This is a genomic window from Glaciibacter kafniensis, assembly GCF_039538945.1.
Classification (GTDB): domain Bacteria; phylum Actinomycetota; class Actinomycetes; order Actinomycetales; family Microbacteriaceae; genus Cryobacterium; species Cryobacterium kafniensis.
In genome coordinates, this window is record NZ_BAABCN010000004.1 from 36,476 (window position 1) to 52,726 (window position 16,251).

Here is a 16,251-nt window from a genome sequence, read left to right on the forward strand (position 1 = left end):
CCTCGGCATCCGTCTGCCGACGATATGAGCGCACGCGCGGGCCCGACGAAGGCGACGGCGACGGCGACGCACGGTGAGCATTCGAAGATGCGAGAGCATTGAATGACAGGCAAGAAGGAGTCCCATGACGAAGATCACAGTGCTGGCCGGCGGCGTTGGCGGTGCGCGCTTCACACGCGGCCTGCTGCAGGAACTTGCGAACACGGATGCCGGCAGCTCGGTGACCGTGATCGTCAACACCGGCGACGACATGTGGCTCGACGGACTGCGCATCTGCCCAGACCTCGACACCGTGATGTACACCCTCGGCGGCGGAATCAACGAGGAACAGGGCTGGGGACGTCCCGACGAATCACGCCGCACCTCGACGGAGATCGCGGCCTACGGGCGTGGCTGGCCATGGTTCACGCTCGGCGACCTCGACCTGGCCACGCACATCGTGCGCACCGACCTCCTGCGGAGCGGATCGACGTTGAGCGAGGCGACCGAGTTTCTCTGCCGCCGCTGGCAGCCCGGCGTGACCCTGCTGCCGATGAGCGATCAGCCGGTCGAGACCCATGTGCGTCTCGCCGCCGCGGTCGACGAGCACGCGGCCGGCGATCTGATCCACTTCGAGGAATGGTGGGTGCGCTATCGCGCCCACGTCGAGGTGACGGAATTCGTGCAGATCGGTCTCGAGACGTCGACCGCCGCGCCCGGCGTGCTCGAGGCCATCCGTGATGCCGATCTGGTGATTCTGCCGCCGTCGAATCCGGTTGTCTCTGTCGGAACGATTCTGGCGGTGCCGGGCATCCGCGAGGCGTTGCGCGCCACGCGTGCGCGCGTCGTCGGGGTGTCTCCGATCATCGGCGGCAGCGCGGTGCGCGGCATGGCCGACCACTGCCTGAACGTGATCGGCGTCGAAACGTCAGCGGCGGCGGTCGGGCTGCACTACGGCTCGCGCGGGTCGGGCGGCGTGAGCGGTACGGGGGGAGTGAGTGGCACCGGTGGAGTGGGCGGCGTGCTCGACGCCTGGCTCGTCGACGAGACGGATGCCGCGGCGGTGGCCGAGCTGGAGGCCGGGGGCATCCGTTCGGCGGCTGTTCCGCTCTGGATGCGCGACGTCTCCTCGACCGCGGCCATCGCCCGCGAGGTGCTCGCGATCAGCGCACTCGTGTAAGCGCCGACGCCGAGGTGCAGCGCCTCGGCGAGATTGGCGACGGTGTCGACGTCGCGTCGGATCGAGGCGGTGGGCGGGATCGTCAGCGGAATGTGTCCGGCCGTTTCGTGGGCGAGGCGGGAGCCTGCTCCGAATTGGGGAGCAAACGCGACCCCTCTCGTGGCGAGCAAGGCTGTCGTTCCGGTGCCTTCTTCGTCTGGAATCATCGAGCGCTCGTGGGCTGCGGCCAGAGCGAGGGCGTTCTCGACGTCGGCGACGGCGAGGGCGGGCAGGTCGCCGGTCACGACCGCGAGGTTGCTGGCGGGCGCGGCCGTGCGCGCGGCGGCGATCCCCTGCCGGATGGCGGCATTGAGGGGGTCGGTGGGTTGCGGAGTGTTCGTGGGGTCTGTGCGGTCCGTGTGGTCCGTGGGGTCCGTGTGCTCCGTGGGGTCCGTGGGGTCCGTGTGCTCCGTGGGGTCCGTGTGCTCCGTGGGGTCCGTGTGGTGGACGTCGTTCTCGCGAGAGGTCGCAGATCGCCCCTTGAACGCCTGCGAAGGGGCGATCTGCGACCTCTCGCGTGCGGAATGGGACGACTCACGGATGATCTCGGCACCGAGGGTAGACATCCGTTCGGCGATCTCGTCGTCGGCCGTCACCACGAACACGCGGTCGACCGCAGGTGCGGCCAGGAGCGCGGTCACGGTATCGAGCGCGAAAGCCTCCGCGAGCTGAGTGCGCTCGGGATGAGCACCGAGTCGGGACTTCGCACGCGCGGTTCCCTTGACCGGAACTACGACGACCCAGCTCATGATTCGCCGCCGCCGACACCGCGAGTTGTCACAGATGGCCCCTTGAACGCGCGCGAAGGGGCCATCTGTGACAACTCGCGGACACAATGGATCACTCGTCAGCCCTCGGTGAGTGGAACGACAGGCACGGCGGGCGGGGCGGTCATCGACGCGGCGGTCAGTTCGGCGAGCGCCGCGGCCCGCCCCGCGGCGAAACCTTCGGCGAACCCCTCGGCGTGCGCCTCCGTCGAGCCCAGCCTGAACATGTCGAACTCGCTCGCCCTCTGCAGGCGGCGCGCACCGTGCACGAGCTTCGCCGCGGTATCGGCACCTGCACCTGCACCTGCACCTGCACTGACCGCCGCACCCGTCGCGGCCGTCATACCCGCCACATCCGTTTCGGTGACCGACTCGAGCTCCCCGACCAACCGACCGAGCCCCCGCACCACGGCCACCGGGTTGCCGCTCGTTTTCCCCTTCACCAGGTCGGCGGCGGCCGCGATCTCGTCGGCGACTGCCGCAACCGTGGCGTCGAGGCGGCGACCGTTGGCATCCGTCGTGCCGCGCAGGTCATCGAGCACCGCGACCCCGGCCGCACCGATCGCGATGTCGGTCTGCCCTTCTCGCCAGGCTCGGCCGGCGGTGTCGGTGATGAGTACGCCGAGGCGCAACCCGGTGCGATTGCGGAGGGTGGTGCAGAGGGCGTGGGCCGAGGCGTCCGGGTCGACCGGCAGGAGCAGCACGATTCCGTCCGGAGTGTTGCTGGCATCGACGCCGGCCGCGGCGAGCACGAGTCCCTGGCGGTTCTCGACGATGCGGGTCACTCCGCCCGGATGCGCGCGGCTCGCGACGACGCGCACGGTCTCATCGGTGATCGCTTGCTCGCGGTCGTGCGCGGCCCGTTGGCGACCCTCGGCCTTCGAGACGATCTTGCTCGTGACCGCGAGAATGTCGCCATCGGCCAGTGCCGGTCCGCCATCCGCTGCACCACGCTCGGCGGCGGCAAGGATGATCTCAGCCAGGTCGTCGCCCGCGGTGATCTCACCGATTCCGTCGAGCACGAAGACGCGAATCTCGGCGCTTCCGGCCGTGACATCCGCGCTCGCGTCGCGCATCGCATCCGTCGCCATCGTCAGCTCCTCAGTTTCGGCAGCACGTCGCGCCCGAAGACGTCGATCCACTCGCGTTGATTGCGGCCCACGTTGTGCAGATAGATCTTGTCGAAGCCGAGGTCGACGAACTGTTGAATGTGTGCGCGATGCACGTCGGGGTCTGAGGAAATGACCATCCGTCCGTCGAAATCTTCCGCGCGCAGATGCTTGGCGATCTGCTCGAACTCGAACGGCGAACGGATGTCACTCTTCGGAAATCTCATGGCACCGTTCGGCCACTCACGCAGCGCGTTGGCCATCGCGAGTTCGTCTGTTTCGGCCCAGCTGAGGTGAAGCCGCAGCACCTTGGGCATGGTCGACGGATTCTTGCCGCCCTCCCGCGCCCCCGCCTCGAACTTGTTGAACAGCATCGACAGCTTCTCGATCGGGGCCTCGACCGTGATCAGTCCATCGGCATGCCGGCCGGCGCGCTTGGCGGTGACCGGGCCGGCCGTGGCGATCAGAATCTCGGGGGCGACGGCGGGCATCGTCCAGAGCCGGGTTGACTCGAGTTTGTAGTACTGCCCGGAATGCTTCACATCGCGCCCGGCAATCGACGCGGTGAAGAGTTTGGAGATGATCTCGACGGCCTCGAACATCCGGTTGATCCGCTCGGCGGCCTCCGGCCAGTACGCGCCCACGATGTGCTCGTTCAAAGCCTCGCCGGCGCCGAGGCCCAGCCAGTGCCGGCCCGGATACATCGAGGCGAGCGTGGCGGATGCCTGCGCCACCATCGCAGGATGCCACCGGAACGTCGGCGTCGTCACCCCCGGCCCGAAATCGCCGCTGGTACGTTCGCCCACCGCGGCCAGCACGCTCCAGACGAAGGAGGACTCTCCCTGCGCCGGAACCCACGGCTGAAAATGGTCGGCGGCCATGATGCCGTTGAAGCCGTGTTCTTCGGCGTAGGCCGCGAGCGCGACTGCTTCGGCGGGCGCGAATTGCTCGAGCATCGCCGCATAACCGATCTGCACGTTGGCCATGCGTCCATTCTGCCGGTCGTTGGTGCTCATTCCGACCGCACGGTGTTGGCCGAGCGGCCCTTGAGCGGCGCTGGAGAGGCGCTCGTCCGTCGTTCGCGTCGGAGAAACCGTCGCGATTGGCGCACTGTCGCCATCGACCGCACACATCGTGCGGTTTCTGCCGAATCCAGCGGTTTCTGCCGACGCTGCTGCCCGCACTGCTGCCCGCACCGCTATCCGGAAAGCGCGCTTCGGCATCCGTGCCAGGTCGGCAACTCCCGACCCAGCAAATAGGCTGGAGCACATGCGTATTGCCACTTGGAACGTCAACTCCATCCGTGCCCGCGTCGACCGCACCGTCGACTGGATGGTGCGCGAAGACATCGACGTGCTCGCGATGCAGGAGATCAAGTGCAAGCCGGAGCAGTTTCCGCGCGAGCAGTTCGAGGAGGCCGGCTACGAGCTGGCCGTGCACGGCCTCAACCAGTGGAACGGCGTCGCCTTCGCCAGCCGTCTGCCGATGACGGATGTCGTCACCAGCTTTCCCGGCATGCCCGGCTTTCTGAAAGGTCAGGAAGGGCCGGACCAGCCCCTCGAAGCCCGCGCACTCGGCGTCACGGTTGACGATCTGCGCCTGTGGAGCCTCTACGTTCCGAACGGCCGTGCGCTCGACGACGCCCACTTCATCTACAAGCTCGACTGGCTGGCCACGCTTGAGGCCCACGCCCGCGACGAGCTGGCCCGCAACCCGCACCTGGCGCTCGCGCTGATGGGCGACTTCAATGTGGCGCCGACCGACGCCGACATGGGCGACCCGAGCTTCGTTCCCGGCCTCTCCACCCACATCTCCCCTCCCGAGCGCGCGGCCTTCGCGGCGTTCGAGGCGGCCGGCCTGACCGATGTCGTGCGCCCCCTCGTGCCAGAGGGCTACACGTTCTGGGACTACAAGGCGCTGCGCTTTCCACGCAACGAGGGCATGCGCATCGACTTCATTCTGGGCTCGCCGGCATTCGCCGACCTCGTCACCGACGCGAGCATTCACCGCGACGAGCGCAAGGGCGACGCCCCGAGCGATCACGTTCCCGTGGTCGTGGATGTCGAGATCGAGGGCGAAGACGACGATCGGCCGATGATCTTCTAGCGTTTCAGGCGAGCAGCGAGGCGATCACCAGCAGTGCCGGAATTGACGCGACTGTTGTGACCAGCACGGTGTCCCGCGCAACGACCACACCGCGGTTGTAGCGCGTTGCGAAGTTGTAGATGTTCTGCGCGGTCGGCAGCGCAGACACCATCACGACCGCGAACAAATCTGAGCCAGCCAGGCCGAATACGAATCGGCCGAACAGCCAGGCGACAACGGGCATCACCGCGACCTTGATGACGGATGCGGCTGCAACCTGCTTGCGTCCGGAACCCTTCTGCAGCGGGCGTTGCCCGTGTAGCGACATCCCGAATGCCAGCAGCACCATCGGGATCGCCGCCCCTCCGATCAGTTCAAGCGGCGCCATGATCGGTTCGGGAACGGTGATGCCGAAAACCGCGACCACGACTCCGAGCACCGAGGCGATGATCATGGGGTTGCGCAGCGGCCCGGTGAGAATCGACCCGAGCGACACCCGCCCGCCGCTTGTCATGTCGAGAATGCCGAGCGTGAGCGGTGCCAAGACGAGCAGTTGGAGCAGCAGCACCGGCGCCACGTATTGGGCGCTACCGAGCACATACATCGCGACGGGCAGCCCGATGTTGTTTGCGTTGACGTAGGTGGCACCGGCCTGGCCAAGCACTGTTTCGCCCAGTGGGCGACGGAAGAAGATGCGCGACAGCACACCGAACAGCGCCGCACCGACCGCGACGCTGCAGAGCACAGTCAACAGAAACGAGGAGAAGAGCACCCGCACATCGGCGTGGGACAGAACCGTGAACAAGAGAGCCGGCGTTGCGACGAAAAACGCCACCCGGTTCAGCGCGTGTCCGGCGTGGTCACCGGCGATACCCGTGCGCCCGACGACGTAGCCGACAAGGATCACGAACCCGATGATCGCGAACCCGATCAGCACTCCACTCATTTCATGAAGTCTAGGCTGGGCGCCTCGTCGCCTCACCTCGCCTGCCCCACCCCGCGCCGCCTCGCCGAGTTTGACACCTGCGGTCGAGACACCCCGTTCTGCCAGGCGAACTCGACCGGAACGGTCAAGCTCGGCGGGTTGAAACGCGAGTTCTCCCCGAAAGCGACAGCGCGGCCTACGCTGATCCCATGCCTCACCTCGACGTTCCCGGAGCCTCGCTCTACTACGAGACCGACGGGCACATCTCGTCGCCGGCGCTGCTCCTGCTGCATGCCGGGGTCACGACCTTGCGCATGTGGGACCCGCAGATCGAAGCTCTGGCGGCACGCCATTTCGTGATCCGCTTCGATGCGCGCGGGTACGGTCAGACGCAGTGCACGGATGCCGCCTTCGACGAACGCGCCGACGCCCTCGCCGTTCTCGATCACCTCGGCATTCTGACGGCGGCTGTGATCGGCAGCTCCCGGGGCGGCGGGCTCGCCCTCGATCTCGATCTCGAGCATCCGGACCGGGTGACCGGCCTCGTCGCAATCGGCTCTGGCCCCAGCGGTTTCGTCGATCCCCCTCACACTGAGCGGGAGAGCGAACTCTTCGCCCTGATCGACGCCGCCCGCACTGCCGAAGATTGGCACAAGGCCGCCCGGCTTGAGGTCACTCTCTGGGATGTCGGCCCGCTCCGGCACGAAAGCGATCTCGACCCCGAGTTTGTGCGACGTGCCGCCTCACTTCATCGGGTGAATGCCGCGCATGGCGGCGTCAACCCGACCCGCATTCCGCTCGACCCGCCGGCCGTCGATCGGCTGGGCGACATTGCGGTGCCGACCCTGATCGTCGTCGGCGAGTTCGACCTCAGTTCACGGCTTGCCCGCTACGAATATCTCACTGCCGCGATTCCCGAAGCGAGCGGATACGTCTTTCGCGACTCCGCCCACCTGCCGAGCGTTGAGCATCCGGCTGAGTTCGAGCGGCTTCTCGTCGATTGGCTGGCCGAGAACGGGTTGTAGGCGGATTCGCTCACACCATCTCGGTGGTCGAGGAGGCCGCCCGCGATCGGGTCGAGACCCGGTGAGCCGACGTTCAAACGCAACCCAAGTCAAGAGATTGGCTCGCGAGATCTCGAGACGCGTGCTCGCAAGCTCGCGCGCTCCTCGATCAACGAAATGGACTACCCGCCGAGACGCTCATCGAGCTCGCGGATGACATCCCACGCGCCCTCTTCTGAGTTGCTCAGCACCACGACATCCAGGCCGTGCTCGTAGTAGTGGCGCAGGATTCCGCCGGCGCCCGCGTTCACGCCGTCCTTGTAATAGGAGCGCACCGAACCGTCTTCGTCGAGGTCGAACTCCAGGCCGAAGCCGAACGCCGTGCTCTCGTCGTGCTCGACCTGGGGGCTGAAGAACTCCTCGGTCATCTCGGCGTTGAGCAGTGTTCCGTTGCGCAGAGCGTCGAGGAAGGTCACCAGGTCGGCCGCCGTCGCCTGCGCGCCGCCATCGGGCGAGCCGATCGGCGGAGTCGCGAAAACGCTCGAGGCCCACGTGCCGTTCTCGGCCTGGTCCCAGCCCTCGGCCAGCTTCGGCGTCGCTTCGCGGCGGTCGAAGAAGCCCGAATCGGTCATGCCGGCCGGGGCGAAAATCTCGTTCATGACGTACTGGCGAAAGCTCAGACCGGTCACCTTCTCGACGGCGAGGCCGGCGAGAATATAGCCGGCATCGCTGTATTCACTGTCGACGCCGGGCGCGCTGACCGGCTCCTTGTCGGCGAACAGCGGCAGGTAGTCCTTGGTTTCGGTCAGTGTGTAGTTCGGCACCCGCGCCCAGAGCGCCTCATATTCTTCGCCGGCCTCCTCGTCGACGATGTCGGCGATGCCGCTCGTGTGGGTCAGCAGGTGAAGCAGGGTGACGCCGATGCCAATCGTGGTGTCGGCAAGATCGACATAGTGGTGGATCGACGTCTCAAGGTCGAGCGCACCACGCTCAACCTGCTGCAGCACGGCAACGGCGGTGAACAGCTTGGTGATCGACGCGGTGTCGAAGCGGGTGTCAATCGTGTTCGGGATGCCCCAGCGCTGGGTGGCCAGGCCGGTGGCCGACTCGAAGACCGTCGCGTCGCCCTTTCGCACGAGCACAACGCCCGCGAACTCGTTGTCGGCCAGAAACTCATTCAATCCAGTGGTATCCACCTGCCAAGTCTAGGCACCTGACAGCGCGGCGGTCACGGCAGTCGCGCTGGCGCTAGCATCGGCCTGGTGAGCACACTCGGCAGCCTGGATGAGATCGTGCGCGTCGTCGAGAACGCCACGATCGGCCGACGCCGCACGATGGTCGGAATTGCCGGGTCGCCCGGCTCCGGCAAATCGACGATCGCGGCCGCGTTGATGGAACGCTTGAGGGGAGGCAAGCACGCGGTGCTGCTCCCGATGGACGGATTCCATCTCCCCCAGTCGACGCTCGTGCAGCTCGGACGCCGCGAACGGATGGGTGCTCCAGACACCTTCGATGTCGACGGCTTCGTTGACGTCCTGACAGCTGTTCGGTTCACAACCGAACCGGTCTCGGTTCCCGGCTTCGATCGCGCGATCGAGGAGCCGATACCCGACGCACTCACCGTGTTTCCGGATTCGTCCGTCGTCGTGATCGAGGGCAACTATCTGTTGCACGATGCGGGAGGTTGGGAGCGGGTGCTGCCGCTTCTCGACGTGAGCATGTTCGTGGACCTCCCGCAGGACATCCGTGTGGAGCGGCTGATCACGCGGCATGAAGAATTCGGCAAGAGCCCGGCGGCGGCGCTCGCCTGGTCGACGGGGCCTGACGAGCGGAATGCGGAGCTGATTGAGGCGACGGCGGTGCGGGCTGGCTATCGGATCAGGCTCGAGCTCTGAGAATCCCGGTGATCGAGGAGCAGCCGACGAAGGAGGCCGCGTCTCGAGATCCCGCGAGCCGATCTCCTGACCGTGGTCACGTTTTGAGGGTTAGCTCACGAGATTTCGAGACGCGTGCTCGCTTCGCTCGCTCGCTCCTCAATCAACGAAACGGGTCAGTTGCGTCCGGTGAAGCTGTCCATCGAACGATAGACGCCGAAGACGCGGCCGGCGACGGCATCCCAGGCGGGCTGCGGCAGTACGCCGCGCAGCGCCCTGGCCAGACCGACGGTCCACGGCATCATCAACTGCGGCCTGCCCGCGAGCATGGCCGCCCAGACCCGGTTGACCACGTATTCGGGAGTCATCACCGGGGTGAGCAGCGGGCCGCGCGCGCCAGCGAACATCCCGGTCGAAATGTAGCTGGGGCTGACCGTGGTGACCTTCACATTGTCGTGATCCTGGTGCTCGAGTTCGAGTCGCAGGCTGTCGCTCCAGCCGATGAGGGCGGCTTTCGAGGCGGCGTACACACTCATCCGCGGGTTCGACAACGTGCCGGCCGCCGAGGCGATGTTCACAATGCGGGCCGCCCGGTAGAAGTTGTCCATCATGCCCGGCAGAAACTCGCGCGTGATGTACATCGGCGCCAGCGCGTTGATCTGCATGGTCGGCCTGGTGTCGTCGCCGTTGTCGTGCTCCCAGAAATACTTGCCACGGATGATGCCGGCATTGTTGATCAGGATGTCCGGGTTGCCCACCTCAGTGCGCACGCGTTGCGCGGTCTGGGCGATCGCGCCGAGGTCGGAGATGTCGATGACGTAGGAAACGACGCGCGTGCCCTCACCGGCGAGCGCGCTCAGCTCGGCGGCGGTGGACGTGACGCCGGCCGCATCCCTGTCCCAGAGCACGACGGCGGCGGCGCCCTCGGCGACGGCCCGCTCGGCATACAACCGGCCCATGCCGCTGGCCGCTCCGGTGATCAACACGCGGGCTCCGGCAACGGTTCGAGTCATGTGTCAATCATCGCAAGGTTCACGGGGCCCTGCCGACACGCCCAGCTTCCCGTGACGAGTGCGCGGCAGCCGTCCCCGCTTTCGCCGAACTGTGGCGGATTACCATTTTTTCGGCCGAAAACCGTCATCTGCCACAGTTCGGCGCGGGGGGCTCGGGCAAAGCGAGGGCGCGGAGGCGCGTGAGGCGCACCCCGTGTTACCCCAGGTTTCGGCGGCGGTGGCGGGAGGGCCGCGTTGTCCGCCAGACTCGGGACAGATACCGCCTGTCGAGCAAGGAACGCACTATGACAACCAGCACACTCTTCACGCGCAGTCCGTGGACGGGCCAGGCGGATACCGCCGAGCTCGACCAATGGACCGCCGTCGCTACGCGCGTGGCCGGCCAGCTCGAGGGCGGCGCCCTGGAGCGCGACCGCACCAGCGCGCTCCCTCACGAGCCGCTCGACCTGCTGCGGGAGGCCGGGCTGATCAACCTGCTCATTCCGAGTGCGTTCGGTGGCGAGGGTGCGCATTGGGAAACCGCGTTCCGCGCGGTACGGATCATCGCGCGCGTCGACGCATCCATCGGCCAGCTGCTCGGCTACCACTACCTGAACCAGGCCTGTGTCACGTTCTATGGTCCCGACGAGTCGCGTCAGGCGGCCTGGTACACGGCGAGCGCCGCGAATCAGTGGGTCTGGAGCGACTCGTTCAACCCGGTCAGTCCCGACCTGTCGATCGTCTGGGATGACGGCACCGGCACCGGCACCGGCACCCCCGGCTACCGCCTCAACGGCCTCAAGCGCTTCGCGACCGGCGCCGCGGTCGCCGACAAAATCATCGCCGGCGGCATCGCAGAGGGCGGCGAATTCGACGGCGAGCTCGTGGTCTTCGCCGTCGACGGCAACCGGGCCGGCGTCGAGCACCAAGACGACTGGGACCACCTCGGCTACCGTGCCTCGGCCAGCGGCTCGGTGCGCTACAACAATGTGTTGATCACTGCCGACGACGTGATCGGCGTCGACCATGAGGAGCCGTTCTCGTCCATCGTCACGCCCGGCGTGCAGCTGCTCTTCGGCAACATCTACCTCGCGGTCGCCGAGGGCGCGCTCGCCCAGGCGCGCACGCTCACGCTTGCCCGCCCGAACGCCTGGTTCCTCTCCACCGCCGAGCGCTACGCCGACGACCCGATCGTGCACCGCACGGTCGGCGAGCTGGTGGCCCGCACGCGTGCCGTCGAGGCGCTGGCGGATGCCCTCGGTCGCCAATTCGACACGGCCATCGCACGCGGCGGCGCGACCACCGCCGCCGACCGCGCCGAGCTCGAAATCGCCATCGCCGGACTCAAGATCGTCTCCACCGAGGTCGGACTCGAGGTGTCGAGCCGGGTCTACGAGGTGACCGGAGCCAGCTCCACGAAATCGAGCATCGGTCTCGACGTGTTCTGGCGCAACATCCGCACGCACAGCCTGCACGACCCGGTCGACTACAAGAAGATTGAGGTCGGTGCGCACTATCTCACCGGCGCCGTGCAACCCGTCTCCCTCTACACCTAGGTCGTGCCATGAGTTCTGCTGAGATTCCTGACGACGTGACCCAAACGGATGCGCCCGAGACCGGCGCTCCGACCCGGGTCGCAACCGGCGCCCCGACCACTCGCCGCGGTGCCGCCGCGCACGTGAACGCCGGCGCCGCCGTCGGCCTCGGCGCGACGCCGGCGCCTTCTTCGCGCCCCGACTCGGCCCCGGCCCCCGTCGACTTCGCCGTTCTCGCCGCGAAATACCGCCCGGTCTTCGCCCGGATCGCCGAAGGAAGCGTCGAGCGCGAGCTGGAGCGCATCCTGCCGGCCGAGCAGATCGGCTGGCTGAAGGCATCCGGGTTCACTGCCGTGCGCGTTCCGGTGCTGGCCGGCGGCGACGGCGCGAGCCTGCCGCAGCTGTTCCGACTTTTGGTCGAACTGGCCGCGGCCGACTCGCATGTGGCCCAGGCGATCCGCGGGCACCTCGGCTTCGTCGAGGACCGCCTCTATGCACCAGAGAGTGTCGACCGCGACGAGTGGCTCGCCCGTTTCGCCGCCGGCCAGCTCGTCGGCAACGCGGTCACCGAGATCGGAGCGGTGGCGCTCGGCGTCACGAACACCCGGTTGGATGCCGCGCCCGACGGTTTCACGATCACGGGCAGCAAGTTCTACACGACCGGCAGCATCTTCGCCGAGTGGATCGACGCGACAGCGGTCAGCCCCGACGGCGTCGAGGTCGCGGCACTCGTCTCGACGGCGCCCGACTCGACAGCATCCGGTTCGGTCGAGATCAGCGACAACTGGACCGGATTCGGCCAGCGCCTGACCGGAAGCGGAACGACGGTCTTCACGGCGGCTCCCGTGCAGGCGGCGCATGTCTACGATTTCAGCGAGCGGTTCCCCTACCAAACCGCGCTCTACCAGCTCTCGTTGGTGGCGGTGCTGGCCGGCATCGCCCGTGCTGCCGAGCGGGATGCGGCCGACCAGGTCGCCAACCGATCGCGGGCCTTCAGCCATGGCAACTCCCCGATCACCCGAGAGGACCCGCAGATCCTCGACATCGTCGGGCGCATTTCGGCCGATGCCTTTGCCGCAGAGGCCGTGACCGAGCGGGCCGCGCAGTCGTTGCAGCGGGCGTTCGACGCGCGGGATTCCTCGGCAGGGGTGCGCGATCGCGCCAAGCGCGAGACCGAGATCGAGACTGCTCAGGCACAGATCGTGGTGTCGCAACTGACGCTCGGGGTGACCACTCGCCTCTTCGACGGCCTGGGGGCATCCGCTACCTCAACGTCGTCCTCGCTCGACCGGCACTGGCGCAACGCCCGCACCGTGACCTCGCACAACCCGGTCGCGTTCAAGGCGCGCATCGTGGGCGACTATCTCGTCAACGACGCCGAGCCGCCGTACGAGTGGTACGTCGGCGTGGGCGCGAAGCCGGCTGCGGCCCCGAAGTAGCCCGTCTCTTCCCGCTTCCTTCCCCCTCCCCCGATCATCCCGCCCGTGAGGTGCCATCTTTTGCTAGTTGCCGGGGCTCCGCACTAGCAAAAGGTGGCACCTCACGGCCGAAACAGCCCGAACCCGGAGCACGCATGCCAGAGATTCCGCAGGAAATCCGCCTCAACGCCTTCAGTATGAACACCGTCGGGCATTTGTCGCCGGGGTTGTGGCGGCACCCGCGTGACCAGTCGCGCCGCTATCTCGACCTCGACTACTGGATGGAGCTCGCCCAGACACTCGAGCGCGGCAAGATCGACGCCCTCTTTCTCGCCGACGTGCTCGGCGTCTACGACGTCTACGGCGGCAGCGCGGATGCCGCACTTCGCGGCGGCGTGCAGGTGCCGGTCAACGACCCGCTGCAGCTGATCCCGGCGATGGCGTCGGTCACCAGCGATCTCGGTTTCGGGGTGACCTCGTCGGTGTCGTTCGAGCATCCGTTTCCGTTCGCGCGGCGCATGTCGACCCTCGACCACCTCACCCGCGGGCGCGTGGCCTGGAACGTCGTCACCTCCTACCTCACCAGCGGCGCCCTCAACCTGGGGGTCAGCGGCCAGGTCGCGCACGACCGGCGCTACGACATCGCCGAGGAGTACCTCGAGGTCTGCTACAAGCTCTGGGAGCGCAGCTGGGATGACGACGCGGTCGTGGCGGATGCCGCGTCCGGCGTCTATGCGGACCCGACGCGGGTGCACCCGATCGCGCACCAGGGCGAGTTCTTCGCGGTGCCCGGCATTCACCTGAGTGAGCCGTCGCCGCAGCGCACGCCGTACCTGTTTCAGGCCGGGGCGTCGCCGCGCGGCGTGCAGTTCGCCTCGCGTCACGCGGAATCGGTGTTCGTCGCGGCCCCGAGCAAGACCGTTCTGGCGAAACAGATCGCCGGGCTGCAGGATGCTCTCGGTGCAGCCGGACGCACCGCCGGCAGCGTCACCGTGATCAACCAGCAGACCGTGGTTGTGGCCGAGACGGATGCCGAAGCGCAGCGGTTGTTCCAGGGGTACCTGGAGTTGGCGTCCGGGGTGGGCGCCCTCACCCTGATGTCGGGCTGGACCGGCATCGACTTTGCCCAGCTCGACGCCGACAGCGTGCTGCAGGACCAGGCGAGCGAGGGCATCCAGTCGGTGGTGCGGGCGTTCACCGCGGCAGATCCCGACCGAAAGTGGACCATCCGCGAGATCGCCGAATACGCCAAGATCGGCGGCGACGGCCCAGTGATCGTGGGCTCGGCCGCCACCGTTGCTGACCAGCTGGAGGGCTGGGTGGAGGAAACCGGCGTTGGCGGTTTCAACCTGGCCGGCATTGCGGTTCCGGAAACCTGGAGCCAGGTGACCGAGCTGCTCGTGCCCGAGCTGCAGAAGCGCGGACGGTTCAAGAAGGAGTACGCGCCGGGCACGCTGCGCGAGAAGCTCGGCGGCACGGGTGCGGCGGCACGCGTCGCGGCCGACCATCCGGCGGCGCAGGTGCGGATTCCGGCGTAGGGGACACCCTCGCGTCGTTGGTCGAGGAGCAGGTGAGCGCCAGCGAGCACGCGCCTATTCGGTATATGACCGTTTCGTTGATCGAAGAGCAGCCGACGAAGGAGGCCGCTCCTCGATCAACGGGGGCGGCACGATCCGCTGCACGACCGTCGCCGCTGTGTTACGGCACATGTCGACACATGGAGTAACGACCGCGACAGACGGCGCGGGCAGCGAATACTCTCGCATTCACCCGCTCGCCCGCATCTGATTGGATCGTCATGGCCGATACGCTTACCGCCGCCGCCCCCGCGCCGGCTTCGCCCAGCTCCACTTCGAGTTCGGGCGACTCGGCGCCAGGCGCTTCCGGCACCGTCGCATCCGGCCCTGGCAAGCTCCGCGGATCCCTCGGCGTCGCCAGCATCGTCTTCATCGTCGTCGCCGCGGCCTCGCCGCTCGGCGTGATCGGCGGACCGGTTCCGCTCGGCATCGCCTTCGGCAACGGAGCGGGTTTTCCCTTCACCTTCATCGTCGTGACCGCCGTGCTGCTCTTCTTCGCCGTCGGCTTCACCGCAGCCACACCGTTCGTGCGCTCGGCCGGCGCGTTCTACGCCTACGTCGACAAGGGTCTCGGCCGTTCGGCCGGCCTCGGCACCGCGTTCGCCGCCCTGCTCTCCTACCTCGCCCTCGAAGCCGGTGTCTTCGGCCTCTTCGGTCCGGCGCTCGACAGCCTCCTGCAGAGCTACGGGTTGCCGCCCGTGCCGTGGTGGGTCTACGCGGCCGTCGGCTTTGTCGTGGTGTCGGCGCTCGGCTACCTGAAGATCGAACTGTCTGGCCGCATCCTGGGCGTGCTGTTGATCGCCGAGGTCGCGATCGTGCTCGTGCTCGACGCGGCAGTCGTGTTCTCCGGCGGCGGGCCGGAAGGCTTCTCGACCGGCATCTTCGACCCGGCCGAGATCGTCTCTGGCGCACCGGGCTTCGCGATCCTTTTCGCGATCCTGAGCTTCATCGGTTTCGAGGCAACGGCCGTGTTCCGTGACGAGACGAAGGACCCCGACAAGACCATCCCGAAGGCCACCTACATCTCGCTGATTCTGATCGGCGTCTTCTACACGGTCTCAAGCTGGGTGCTGATCACGGCCAACGGCCAGAGCGACATCGTGCAGAACGCCGGGGACAACGCCGGAAGCATCCTGGCCACGACCACCGAGAAGTACCTCGGCACGGTCGGCGGGCACATCATCCAGATTCTGTTCGTGACGAGCCTGTTCGCCTGCATCCTCTCGTTCCACAGCATCGTCTCGCGCTACTTCTTCTCGCTCTCGAGCAAGCAGGTGCTGCCGGCCGCGCTGTCGAAGCCGCACCCCAAGCACGGTTCGCCGTCTCTCTCGTCGCTTCTCGCATCCGCAATCGTCGCCGTGCTGATCATCGCCGCCGTGCTGCTTCAGCTCGACCCGATCACCCAGTTCTACACCTGGCTCGGCGGCATCTCGTCGGTCGGAATCGTGCTGCTGCTCGTGATCACGAGCGTGTCGGTCATCTCGATATTCCGCCGCAACAAGCACGAGCTGAGCCTCTGGCGCACGACCATCGCCCCGGCCATCGGGCTGGTCAGCCTGATCGGATTCCTCGTCGTGATCCTGCTCAACCTGCCGGTTCTGGTGGGCGAGGCCTCGTACGGACCGTTCTCCATCGGAGTGCTGGTGCTGCTCGCCCTGGCCTTCGCGGCCGGCCCGGTGGTCGGCTACTTCAAGAAGGGCGCGGAGCTCAGCTAGCCCCGCGCGCTCCCCCGTCAGTCCCTCACCGCCGAGAGTCGCCGTTTCTACC

General features: G+C 67.2%; 13 protein-coding genes. 8 read left to right on the plus strand and 5 right to left on the minus strand.

The window, feature by feature from the left end:
• Nucleotides 1-124: 124 nt before the first annotated feature.
• Nucleotides 125-1,159: a 2-phospho-L-lactate transferase gene (gene cofD, locus ABD791_RS09510; protein WP_345065403.1), complete on the plus strand. Its 1,035-nt coding sequence runs from the start codon at nt 125-127 to the stop codon at nt 1,157-1,159.
• A gap of 886 nt (nt 1,160-2,045) precedes the next feature.
• Here cofD and cofE read toward each other — a convergent pair.
• On the minus strand, nt 2,046-3,056 hold the full coding sequence (cofE, locus tag ABD791_RS09515) for a coenzyme F420-0:L-glutamate ligase (RefSeq protein ID WP_345065406.1): 1,011 nt from the start codon (nt 3,054-3,056) through the stop codon (nt 2,046-2,048).
• 2 nt (nt 3,057-3,058) lie between these two features.
• Nucleotides 3,059-4,060 (minus strand): TIGR03557 family F420-dependent LLM class oxidoreductase, encoded by a 1,002-nt coding sequence (locus tag ABD791_RS09520; protein ID WP_345065408.1) that lies wholly within the window; start codon nt 4,058-4,060, stop codon nt 3,059-3,061.
• A 283-nt stretch (nt 4,061-4,343) separates the two neighbouring features.
• Between ABD791_RS09520 and ABD791_RS09525 the strand changes: the two genes are divergently transcribed.
• On the plus strand, nt 4,344-5,180 hold the full coding sequence (locus ABD791_RS09525; RefSeq protein WP_345065410.1) for an exodeoxyribonuclease III: 837 nt from the start codon (nt 4,344-4,346) through the stop codon (nt 5,178-5,180).
• A 4-nt stretch (nt 5,181-5,184) separates the two neighbouring features.
• Here the strand turns inward: ABD791_RS09525 and ABD791_RS09530 are convergent, their stop codons facing one another.
• Nucleotides 5,185-6,105: an AEC family transporter gene (locus ABD791_RS09530; RefSeq protein ID WP_345065412.1), complete on the minus strand. Its 921-nt coding sequence runs from the start codon at nt 6,103-6,105 to the stop codon at nt 5,185-5,187.
• 188 nt (nt 6,106-6,293) lie between these two features.
• Between ABD791_RS09530 and ABD791_RS09535 the strand changes: the two genes are divergently transcribed.
• A complete protein-coding gene (locus tag ABD791_RS09535) occupies nt 6,294-7,109 on the plus strand; it encodes an alpha/beta fold hydrolase (RefSeq protein WP_345065415.1) in 816 nt (271 codons plus the stop codon).
• A gap of 161 nt (nt 7,110-7,270) precedes the next feature.
• On the opposite strand, the gene ABD791_RS09540 is transcribed toward ABD791_RS09535, so the two are convergent.
• Nucleotides 7,271-8,284, minus strand: a complete 1,014-nt coding sequence (locus ABD791_RS09540; protein WP_345065417.1) for a serine hydrolase domain-containing protein — start codon at nt 8,282-8,284, stop codon at nt 7,271-7,273.
• Between the two features lie 66 nt (nt 8,285-8,350).
• On the opposite strand from ABD791_RS09540, the gene ABD791_RS09545 reads away from it, so the two are divergent.
• On the plus strand, nt 8,351-8,983 hold the full coding sequence (locus tag ABD791_RS09545) for a nucleoside/nucleotide kinase family protein (protein WP_345065420.1): 633 nt from the start codon (nt 8,351-8,353) through the stop codon (nt 8,981-8,983).
• Nucleotides 8,984-9,138: 155 nt separating this feature from the next.
• Here ABD791_RS09545 and ABD791_RS09550 read toward each other — a convergent pair whose 3' ends face one another.
• A complete protein-coding gene (locus tag ABD791_RS09550) occupies nt 9,139-9,975 on the minus strand; it encodes an SDR family oxidoreductase (RefSeq protein ID WP_345065423.1) in 837 nt (278 codons plus the stop codon).
• Nucleotides 9,976-10,259: 284 nt separating this feature from the next.
• Here ABD791_RS09550 and ABD791_RS09555 point away from each other — a divergent pair, with 284 nt between their 5' ends.
• The 4 genes from ABD791_RS09555 to ABD791_RS09570 all read left to right on the plus strand — a co-directional run bounded on the left by ABD791_RS09555 (nt 10,260) and on the right by ABD791_RS09570 (nt 16,199).
• Nucleotides 10,260-11,510: an acyl-CoA dehydrogenase family protein gene (locus tag ABD791_RS09555; RefSeq protein WP_345065425.1), complete on the plus strand. Its 1,251-nt coding sequence runs from the start codon at nt 10,260-10,262 to the stop codon at nt 11,508-11,510.
• An 8-nt stretch (nt 11,511-11,518) separates the two neighbouring features.
• Nucleotides 11,519-12,928 (plus strand): acyl-CoA dehydrogenase family protein, encoded by a 1,410-nt coding sequence (locus ABD791_RS09560; protein WP_345065427.1) that lies wholly within the window; start codon nt 11,519-11,521, stop codon nt 12,926-12,928.
• A 134-nt stretch (nt 12,929-13,062) separates the two neighbouring features.
• Nucleotides 13,063-14,445 carry an LLM class flavin-dependent oxidoreductase gene (locus ABD791_RS09565; RefSeq protein WP_345065430.1) on the plus strand — a complete coding sequence of 461 codons (1,383 nt, stop codon included), beginning with the start codon at nt 13,063-13,065 and terminating at the stop codon, nt 14,443-14,445.
• Nucleotides 14,446-14,705: 260 nt separating this feature from the next.
• Nucleotides 14,706-16,199, plus strand: a complete 1,494-nt coding sequence (locus ABD791_RS09570; RefSeq protein WP_345065432.1) for an APC family permease — start codon at nt 14,706-14,708, stop codon at nt 16,197-16,199.
• Nucleotides 16,200-16,251 lie beyond the last annotated feature (52 nt).

Excerpts from the sequence above, each read along its gene's own strand:
- cofD (WP_345065403.1), top strand. The coding sequence starts at position 125 with ATGACGAAGATCACAGTGCTGGCCGGCGGCGTTGGCGGTGCGCGCTTC.
- cofE (WP_345065406.1), bottom strand. The coding sequence starts at position 3,056 with ATGGCGACGGATGCGATGCGCGACGCGAGCGCGGATGTCACGGCCGGA.
- ABD791_RS09520 (WP_345065408.1), bottom strand. The coding sequence starts at position 4,060 with ATGGCCAACGTGCAGATCGGTTATGCGGCGATGCTCGAGCAATTCGCG.
- ABD791_RS09525 (WP_345065410.1), top strand. The coding sequence starts at position 4,344 with ATGCGTATTGCCACTTGGAACGTCAACTCCATCCGTGCCCGCGTCGAC.
- ABD791_RS09530 (WP_345065412.1), bottom strand. The coding sequence starts at position 6,105 with ATGAGTGGAGTGCTGATCGGGTTCGCGATCATCGGGTTCGTGATCCTT.
- ABD791_RS09535 (WP_345065415.1), top strand. The coding sequence starts at position 6,294 with ATGCCTCACCTCGACGTTCCCGGAGCCTCGCTCTACTACGAGACCGAC.
- ABD791_RS09550 (WP_345065423.1), bottom strand. The coding sequence starts at position 9,975 with ATGACTCGAACCGTTGCCGGAGCCCGCGTGTTGATCACCGGAGCGGCC.
- ABD791_RS09555 (WP_345065425.1), top strand. The coding sequence starts at position 10,260 with ATGACAACCAGCACACTCTTCACGCGCAGTCCGTGGACGGGCCAGGCG.
- ABD791_RS09560 (WP_345065427.1), top strand. The coding sequence starts at position 11,519 with ATGAGTTCTGCTGAGATTCCTGACGACGTGACCCAAACGGATGCGCCC.
- ABD791_RS09565 (WP_345065430.1), top strand. The coding sequence starts at position 13,063 with ATGCCAGAGATTCCGCAGGAAATCCGCCTCAACGCCTTCAGTATGAAC.
- ABD791_RS09570 (WP_345065432.1), top strand. The coding sequence starts at position 14,706 with ATGGCCGATACGCTTACCGCCGCCGCCCCCGCGCCGGCTTCGCCCAGC.